Below are 8,402 nucleotides of genomic sequence, written 5' to 3'. Positions count from 1 at the left end.
ACGCCGCCGGGCCTGCCGCAGATCGCGGTGCGGATGGCACGGGCGACACCCAGGCCGATGTCCTCCACTCGACCGATCCGGTAGGCCGCCTTCGCGAACGGTCGGGCCGCGGCGAGCTGATCGAGTTCCTCGTAGTCGCCGCGTTGCATGTCCACCAGGTGCCGCTCGCTGGATCCCGAGATCTGAATCATCGGGAAACAGTTCGTCGTGGCGTTGGCCAGCGCAACCAGGCCGTTGAGAAAACCGGGCGCCGAAACCGTCAAGCAGACACCGGGCCGGCGGGTGAGGAACCCCGCGGCAGCGGCGGCGTTGCCGGCGGAGGTCTCATGCCGGAAACCGATGAACTGGATGCCGGATTTCTGCGCGAGACGGGCGAGGTCGGTGATCGGGATGCCGACAAGCCCGTAGATGGTGTCGATTCCGTTGAGCTTGAGGGCGTCGACGAACAGATGGAAGCCGTCGGTCAGCTCAGGTGCCGATTCGGTGCTCATGGCCTTCACTGTTATCCGATTTTCCCCGGCCGTCCAAGACCGAGCTGCTATGCAGCGATACACAGCGTCTGTCGAGCAGTAGCGGACGGGTATTGGACGGCCGCGCGGCATCGGGGGCATCGTGTGGAGGATGAAGACCCACGACAGCGGTTCGAGCCCCCGTATCGCCGACCTGGTCGCCGCGACGGCACGTCGCCATCCGGAGGCGCACGCGCTGGTCGTCACCGCCGATCGCATCCCGATCACTTACCGCGACCTGGTGCGACTGGTCGACGATCTGGCCGGACAGCTCAGCCAAGGTGGCCTGTTGGCCGGCGACCGGGCGGGCCTGCGGGCGCAAAGTAGCGCCGAGTTCGTTCTCGGATTATTGGCAGCTTCGCGTGCGGAGCTGGTTGTGGTTCCACTGGATCCGGCATTGCCGGTCGCCGACCAGGGTGCCCGGATCATGGCCGCCGGCGGACGCGTCGTCTTGGTCGACGGTGACACGCCCGGCGAAAGCGGGGTTCTGCCACACTGGCCGATCTCGGTCACGGTCAGCGGAGCCGCCATCACCGCGCATCTCGACACCGCGGTGACGCCATCCCCGGCAAGCGCCGGACCGGACGGATTGCGGCCGGACGACGCGCTGATCATGTTCACCGGCGGCACCACCGGTGCCCCGAAGATGGTCCCCTGGACCCACCACAACGTCGCGACCTCGGTCGGCAACGTCGTCGCCAGCTACGGGCTCGGCCCCGATGACGCGACCGTCGCGGTCATGCCGCTGTTCCACGGGCACGGGCTGATAGCCGCGCTGCTGTCGACTCTGGCGTCGGGGGGCACTGCGCTGATTCCCGCTGGCGGGAGGTTTTCCGCGCACACGTTCGACGACGACCTCCGGGCGGCGCGCGCAACCTGGTTCACCGCGGTGCCGACGATTCACCAAATACTGCTGAGCCGCAAGGAAACTGACGCTGGCCCGGAACGTGCCCGGCTGCGCTTCGTTCGTAGTTGCAGCGCGGCGCTAAACCCGGAAACTGCCGAAGCGCTGCAGACGACGTTCGGGGCATCGGTGCTGTCCGCCTACGGCATGACCGAGGCCACCCACCAGATGGCAAGCACCAGCGAGGACGAGACGGTGACGGCCGGCCTGGTCGGCCGGTCGACGGGAGTGCAAGTGCAGATCGTCGGCGACGACAGTCGACCCTGCCCACCGGATGCCGTCGGGGAAATCTGGGTCCGCGGCCCCACCGTGGTGCGCGGATACCTGGCCAATCCGAGCGCCACCGAGCAGACATTCACGGACGGATGGTTGCGCACCGGGGACCTCGGGTCGCTGTCGGCGGACGGCGAGTTGACGCTGCGTGGCCGCATCAAGGAGCTCATCATCCGCGGCGGGGAGAATATATCGCCGGAGCGGGTTGAGGGCGTGCTGGCCAGTCACCCGAATGTCGTGGAGGCGGCCGTGTTCGGCGTTGCCGATCAGCTTTACGGGGAGACCGTCGCCGCGGCGGTAGTGCCCGATCCGTCCGCCCCGCCGACCGCCGCCGAACTTACCGAGTTCTGCCGTGCGCGGCTCGCCGCCTTCGAGGTGCCCGCCAGCATCGCGCTGACCGACGTGCTTCCGCACACCGCGAAAGGTTCGGTTGATCGCCGAGCGGTGGCCGAACAGTTCGGGAAAGGTGATTGACCGGTGCAGCCATTCGATTGGGACCTGCCTTACGCCTGGCCGCGAAAGCCCGTCCTGGCAAGCAACGTCGTGTGCACCACACAACCGCTTGCCGCCCAGGCGGGTCTTCGGATGCTCGCCGACGGCGGCAGCGCGGCCGACGCCGCCATCGCCACCGCGATCGCGCTCACGGTGGTGGAACCGGTTTCCAACGGCATCGGCTCGGACGCCTTCGCCATCGTCCACGATGGCCGAGAACTGCACGGGCTGAACGCGTCGGGGCGTTCGCCCGCGGCGTGGACGCCAGAGTATTTCGGCGGCAACGGTGTTCCCGCGCTTGGCTGGAATTCGGTAACCGTGCCGGGCGCGGTGTCGGCGTGGGTCGAACTGCACGCCAAGTTCGGCAAGCTTCCCTTCGAGCGACTCTTCGCGCCCGCGATCTCATACGGGCGCAACGGCTTCCTGGTCTCCCCGACGATCGCGGAGCAATGGTCCGCGATGGTCCCGCTGTTCAAGTCCCAGCCCGGGTTCGCCGATGCGTTCATGCCCGGCGGTCGCGCGCCGAAGCCCGGCGAACCGGTCATTCTTTCCGAACACGCGGCCACGCTGGAGACCATCGCGGCAACCAACGGCGAGGCGTTCTATCGCGGCGAACTGGCGACGAAGCTGGAAGCCCACGCAACGGCCAACGGCGGCATCATGCGGGCCAGCGACCTCGCCGCCCATCGCGCCGACTGGGTGGGGACGATCAACGGCGGCTACCGCGGCTACACCGTCCACGAGATACCGCCGAACGGCCAAGGCATCGTCGCGTTGATCGCCTTGGGCATCCTCGAGCAGCTCGATATGGCTTCTTTCCCAGTGGATTCCGCCGACAGCGTGCATCTCCAAATCGAGGCGGTGAAGCTGGCTTTCGGCGACGCCCAGGCCTATGTCGCCGACATCGAGCACATGGCGGTGCGCCCGGAGCGGCTGCTGGACAAGGAATACCTGCGGATGCGCGCGATGCTGATCGATCGCAACCGGGCGAAACAGGCGTCCGCTGGGACACCGAACGGCGGCACTGTGTATCTCACCGCCGCCGACGCCTCGGGAGTGATGGTGTCAATGATCCAGTCGAACTACATGGGATTCGGCTCCGGCGTGGTGGTACCCGGGACCGGGATCTCCTTGCAAAACCGTGGCGCGGATTTCGCTGTGGCGCCTGGTCATCCGAACCGGGTGGGGCCGAGCAAACGCCCTTACCACACCATCATCCCCGGTTTTCTGAGTAAAGACGGCACACCGGTGATGAGCTTCGGGGTGATGGGCGGCCCGATGCAGCCCCAGGGTCACGTGCAGCTGGTGACGCGCATCGTCGACCACGGCCAGAACCCGCAGGCGGCCTGCGACGGCCCGCGCTTCCGCTGGGTGCAGGGCATGCAAGTCTGCTGCGAGACAGGTTTTCCGCCGTCAACGCTCGACGAACTCGAGCGGCGCGGCCATCATTTGGTCACCACGAACGACTACAACCAGTTCGGCAGCTGTCAGGCGATCTGGCGGCTGGACGACGGATATCTCGCGGTGAGCGACCCTCGCCGCGACGGCCAGGCTGCGGGTTTCTAGACCGGCCGGCGCCTTCTGCAGTCTTGACCCGGGCCGGGAGACCAGTCAGAATCATTAAATAAACCGACCGTCGGTTTACTAATGGGGAGGCCGGATGGCCCGGACCGTCAACGTTGTCGAGCAGGCTGCGCGACGCGATGCGATTCTTGACGCCGCGCAGCGGCTGATTCTGTCCAACGGCTATGAGCGCCTGACGGTTCAAGACATCCTCGAGGACCTGGACATCTCCAAGGGCGCGTTCTACCACTACTTCGACTCCAAGCCGGCGGTGGTCGAAGCCCTCACTCAACGGCTGGTGGACGATTCCGAGCGCGCCCTTTCCCGAATCGCCGATGATTCAGAGTTGGGGGCCACGGAGAAGCTGCAACTGTTCTTCGGCGAGATCATCCGCTGGAAGTCCGAGCGGCAGAACCTCATGGTGGCGATGCTTCCGGTCTGGTACGCACCCGACAACCTTGGCTTCCGACTACTGGTGGATCGCGCGACAGCGAAACGATTGGCACCGCTGCTGAGCGTGATCGTGCGGCAGGGTGTCGACGAGCATCAGTTCGCGACGGCTTATCCAGAACAGGCCGGCGCGATCATCGTCGCAGTCGTGCAAGCACTTCAGGACGCGATGGCTCAACAGCTCCTCACTGGCGCAGCCAACGTCGAAGAGGTGGTAGCCACCCACGGTGCGCACATCGAAGCGATCGAACGGTATCTGGGTGTGCCGGCCGGCACGTTGTATCGCGCTGACGCTCGCGCGGTGAACAGCTGGATCGCGGCGTTGCGACGCGCGGAAACGGCGACGGTGAAAGGTCGCGATGAAAGTTGATTTCACCGACAAGACCGTCGGCGGGTTCAACTTCGAATTCGTCCGCGGATTATCACTGCAGGCGGCCGGTGCGGCGGAATACGGCGAGTGCATGGACACGATGAGCCGGGTCAAGAACAACGACTTCAACAGCTGGACCACCCTATGGGCTGCCACCGCTGACCGGGTCGCCGAGTTCGCCGAGCGCGAAGACCTCCTCGGCAACCGGGTGAGCGCCCGCGACGCGTTCCTGCGCGCGGCCAACTATTACCGGATGGCGGTGTTCTACACGCATCACACCGACCTGCGACACACCCAGCTATGGCGGCACAGCAAGGACTGCTTTCACCGGATGATTGAGCGCAACGACGCTGTGGTGGAGCGCCTGGACATCTACTTTGAGGGTGCGCAGTTACCGGCCTACTTCGTCTCTAGCGGCGAGGGCCAGCGTCCCACCCTGATCGCATTGGGCGGCTTTGACTCCACCTTGGAGGAGCTGTATTGCTGGATCGGCGCCGCGGCACCGGCCCATGGCTGGAACTGCCTGATGTTCGAGGGCCCTGGACAATGGGGTGCGCTGAAAACCAACCCGGGCTTGGTATTTCGTCCCGACTACGAAAAGCCCGTTGGGGCCGTGGTGGACTACCTGCTCGGCCGCGCCGACGTCGACCCAAGCAAGCTGGCCATCATCGGGTACTCGATGGGCGGCTATCTGGCTACCCGAGGCGCGCTCGACCAACGCATCCACGCCTGCATCCCCAACTCCCTGGTCGTCGACTGTGGCGCGGCCGCACGAGCTGGGATGAAGGGACTGCTCAAGAGCAACGCCTTCATGGATGTGGCGTTCAAGACATTGATGAAGTTCAACACCCCGGCCCGCTGGGGCTTTCAGCACTCCGAATGGACACTCGGCATCCGAAACGCCCACGAATGGGTGCAGGTCTACCAGCCTTACACCATCAAGGGTCTCACCGACCGCTATCACAACCCGATGCTGTTTTTGTTTAGCGAGGACGACATTCACGATGCTGCGGCACCGTCGGCCGACATCATCATCGACATTCTCGATTTCATGCTCGCGCTCAAATGCGACCGCTATGTCCGCCTGTTTACCCGCGCCGAGGGGGCATCAAGCCACTGCCAAATGGGTGGCTTGAGTTACGCCCAAGCCGCCATCTTCGATTGGCTGAATCACATCCTCGACCACGGCCCCGCACCGGCGTCGGCCGAGTCCGCCGCCGCCGACCTGTTCGTCCACCAATTTGCCAAATACGCAGGCGTACAGGGGGAATACAAAGCCAGACAATTACTCGACGTCGCCCGGCTCATCTAGGACCCGGGCCCTGACCCGTTTCGGAATACGACAAGGAGCTCGGATGGAGAAGTGGAAGACCACGTGTCTTGTGGTCGGTGGCGGACCGGCCGGGATGATGCACGGCTATCTGCTCGCGCGGTCGGGTGTGCAGACCATCTTGCTGGAGAAGCACGGCGACTTTCTCCGCGACTTCCGCGGGGACACGGTCCATCCATCGACCACGGAGTTACTGCGCGAGCTCGGACTACTCGACGAGTTTCTCCGCGATGTCCCGCACCAGGCGATGGACCAACTGGGCATCGGAGTCAACGGCGAGACGTTCGATCTCATCGACTTTCGCCGTCTGCCCACCGCCTGCAAATACGTTGTGCTGGCGCCGCAATGGGACTTTCTGAACTTCCTGGCAGCTAAGGCCACGAGATACCCCTGCTTCCGCCTCGAGATGAACACCGAAGCAACCGGCCTACTGTGGGACGACGATCGAGTCGTCGGCGTCACCGCGCGAAACCCGAGCGGCCATCTTGAGATTCGCGCCGATGTGACGGTCGCGTGCGACGGACGATGGTCGGTCATCCGGGAACAGTCGGGCCTGCCGGTCACGGAGTTCCCGATGCCGATCGACGTGCTGTGGTTTCGGCTTCCGCGTGGCGATTCCGCGCCCGAGACTCTCGGATATATCGGTGGCGGCCAGATCATCATCGCGATTGACCGTGGCGACTACTGGCAATGCGGAGCCATCATCGACAAGGGCGGCTTCGAACGGGTGCAGGCGGATGGGCTACCGATATTTCGATCGAAGATCGCTTCGGCCGCGCCGTTTTTGGCCACCAGCCTCGACTCACTGACCGACTGGGATCAAGTCAAACTGCTGTCGGTGCGCGCCAACCGGATGCGAAAGTGGTGGCTACCGGGCTTGTTGTGTATCGGCGACGCCGCGCACGCGATGTCCCCGGTCGGCGGGATCGGCGTCAACTACGCCATCGCCGACGCGGTGGCCGCCGCCAACGCACTAACCGGGCCGCTGCAGGAGGGGCGGTTGAATGAAAGCGACCTGCGCGCGGTGCAGAAACGCCGACAGACCCCGACGAAAGTGGCCCAGACGCTGCAGCGCGCGCAGACGGCGAATCTCGCGCGATTGAGGAATACCCAGCCACCGTTGTGGACATTGCGGCTGCTGAGTCGCTTCGGGCCGGTCAAGAGGTTACTGGGGCGAACAGTGGGGCTGGGTCTGCGCCGTGAACACATCCGTACCGAGGCTGCCGCTGACTAGACGCGAATCTTGTCCTCTGCAGCAGCCAACCCGATGTCGGTGCGAAAGTGGCCGCCGGGCAACCGGATTGACTTGATCGCTGCATAGGCGACAGAACGGGCCTCGGACAGATCCGCCCCGGTACCCACCACCGAGAGCACTCGGCCGCCTGACGACACGATCGCACCGTCGTCGCGGCGGGCCGTTCCGGCATGCAAGACCCCGCCTGCGTCCGAGCCCACAATCACGTCACCGACCCGGGGCCGGCCCGGATAGTTCTCCGCCGCCAGCACCACCGTCACTGCCGCACCGTCGCGCCAACGCAGCTCGCCGAAATTGGCCAGTCCGCCGGTGGCTGTCGCATACAGCAACTGGCCCAGCGGTGAATCGAGCAATGCGAGCACGGACTGTGTTTCTGGATCGCCAAACCGACAATTGAATTCGACCACCGCAGGCCCGCCGGAGGTGACCGCCAGACCCGCGTACAGCAGGCCGGTGAACGGGCTACCGCGCCGGACCAGTTCGGCCGCAACGGGTTCCGCGATATCGCTGACCATCGCCTGATAGACGTCCGAGGGTAGCCACGGTACCGGCGCATAGGCTCCCATGCCGCCGGTGTTGGGGCCGGTGTCGCCGTCGCCGACCCGCTTGAAGTCCTGGGCGGCCAGCAGTGGCATGACGGTCGGGCCGTCGACGAGGCAGAACAGCGAGACTTCGGGACCATCGAGAAAGGACTCCAACAACACCGGGTGCCCGGACTCGAGCAGGCTCGCGGCGTGGGCGCGCGCGACGTCTCGGCTCTGCGTGACCACCACACCCTTGCCGGCGGCCAGCCGGTCATCCTTCACCACCCAGGCAGGGTCGCCGGCAGCCGGTCCGAATCGGTCCAGCGCCGCGTCCAAACGCCCTGGCTGGTCGACGATCTCGCTCGATGCCGTACGGACACCGGCCGCCGCCATCACGTCCTTGGCGAAGGCTTTGGAACCTTCGATCTGCGCCGCAGCCTTGCTGGGCCCGAAGCAGGCGATACCGCCCTCACGCACGGCGTCGGCCACCCCCAGCACCAGCGGGAGCTCGGGGCCGATAACCACCAGGTCGGCCCGGACCCGGCGGGCCAACGCAACGACGTCATCGCCCGACGTGATGTCGACGTCATGCTGCTCGGCCAGCCGGGCGGTTCCGGCGTTACCTGGGGCGATAGCCAGCGCTTCGACTTGGGGATCGTCGCGCAGGGCCAACAGCAAGGCATGTTCGCGGGCACCGGAACCGATCACCAGGACGCGCACGAAACGTCACTT

The 8,402-nt window shown here is 65.4% G+C and carries 7 protein-coding genes; 5 read left to right on the top strand and 2 right to left on the bottom strand.

What is annotated here, in order from left to right; translation table 11 throughout:
- A partial coding sequence (locus tag VEI45_RS08525; RefSeq protein WP_324852114.1) for a thiamine pyrophosphate-binding protein occupies positions 1–491 on the bottom strand: 491 nt, incomplete at its 3' end.
- Positions 492–621: 130 nt separating this feature from the next.
- Here VEI45_RS08525 and VEI45_RS08520 point away from each other — a divergent pair.
- The 5 genes from VEI45_RS08520 (at position 622) to VEI45_RS08500 (ending at position 7,125) form a co-directional block, all read left to right on the top strand.
- Complete coding sequence (locus tag VEI45_RS08520; RefSeq protein ID WP_324852112.1) at positions 622–2,160, top strand: FadD7 family fatty acid--CoA ligase; 1,539 nt, start codon at positions 622–624, stop codon at positions 2,158–2,160.
- A gap of 3 nt (positions 2,161–2,163) precedes the next feature.
- Positions 2,164–3,744, top strand: coding sequence for a gamma-glutamyltransferase family protein (locus tag VEI45_RS08515; protein ID WP_324852110.1), 1,581 nt, complete (start codon positions 2,164–2,166; stop codon positions 3,742–3,744).
- 94 nt (positions 3,745–3,838) lie between these two features.
- Entirely contained in the window at positions 3,839–4,561 is a 723-nt protein-coding gene (locus VEI45_RS08510; protein WP_324852108.1) for a TetR/AcrR family transcriptional regulator, read from the top strand.
- Positions 4,551–5,873, top strand: a complete 1,323-nt coding sequence (locus VEI45_RS08505) for an alpha/beta hydrolase family protein (RefSeq protein ID WP_324852106.1) — start codon at positions 4,551–4,553, stop codon at positions 5,871–5,873. Before VEI45_RS08510 ends, VEI45_RS08505 begins: the two co-directional genes overlap by 11 nt.
- A 43-nt stretch (positions 5,874–5,916) precedes the next feature.
- Complete coding sequence (locus tag VEI45_RS08500) at positions 5,917–7,125, top strand: FAD-dependent oxidoreductase (protein WP_324852104.1); 1,209 nt, start codon at positions 5,917–5,919, stop codon at positions 7,123–7,125.
- On the opposite strand, the gene purD is transcribed toward VEI45_RS08500, so the two are convergent.
- Positions 7,122–8,390, bottom strand: a complete 1,269-nt coding sequence (purD, locus tag VEI45_RS08495; RefSeq protein ID WP_324852102.1) for a phosphoribosylamine--glycine ligase — start codon at positions 8,388–8,390, stop codon at positions 7,122–7,124. The two genes, VEI45_RS08500 and purD, sit on opposite strands and share 4 nt — an antisense overlap.
- Positions 8,391–8,402: the final 12 nt, after the last annotated feature.

It is taken from the genome of Mycobacterium sp., from assembly GCF_035623875.1.
In the GTDB taxonomy this organism is placed as follows: domain Bacteria; phylum Actinomycetota; class Actinomycetes; order Mycobacteriales; family Mycobacteriaceae; genus Mycobacterium.
Note: the sequence above shows the minus strand (reverse complement) of the source record. Positions and strands in the feature narration are given on the sequence as shown.

Coding starts and splice junctions, on each gene's coding strand:
- VEI45_RS08520 (WP_324852112.1), top strand. CDS start 622: ATGAAGACCCACGACAGCGGTTCGAGCCCCCGTATCGCCGACCTGGTC.
- VEI45_RS08510 (WP_324852108.1), top strand. CDS start 3,839: ATGGCCCGGACCGTCAACGTTGTCGAGCAGGCTGCGCGACGCGATGCG.
- VEI45_RS08505 (WP_324852106.1), top strand. CDS start 4,551: ATGAAAGTTGATTTCACCGACAAGACCGTCGGCGGGTTCAACTTCGAA.
- VEI45_RS08500 (WP_324852104.1), top strand. CDS start 5,917: ATGGAGAAGTGGAAGACCACGTGTCTTGTGGTCGGTGGCGGACCGGCC.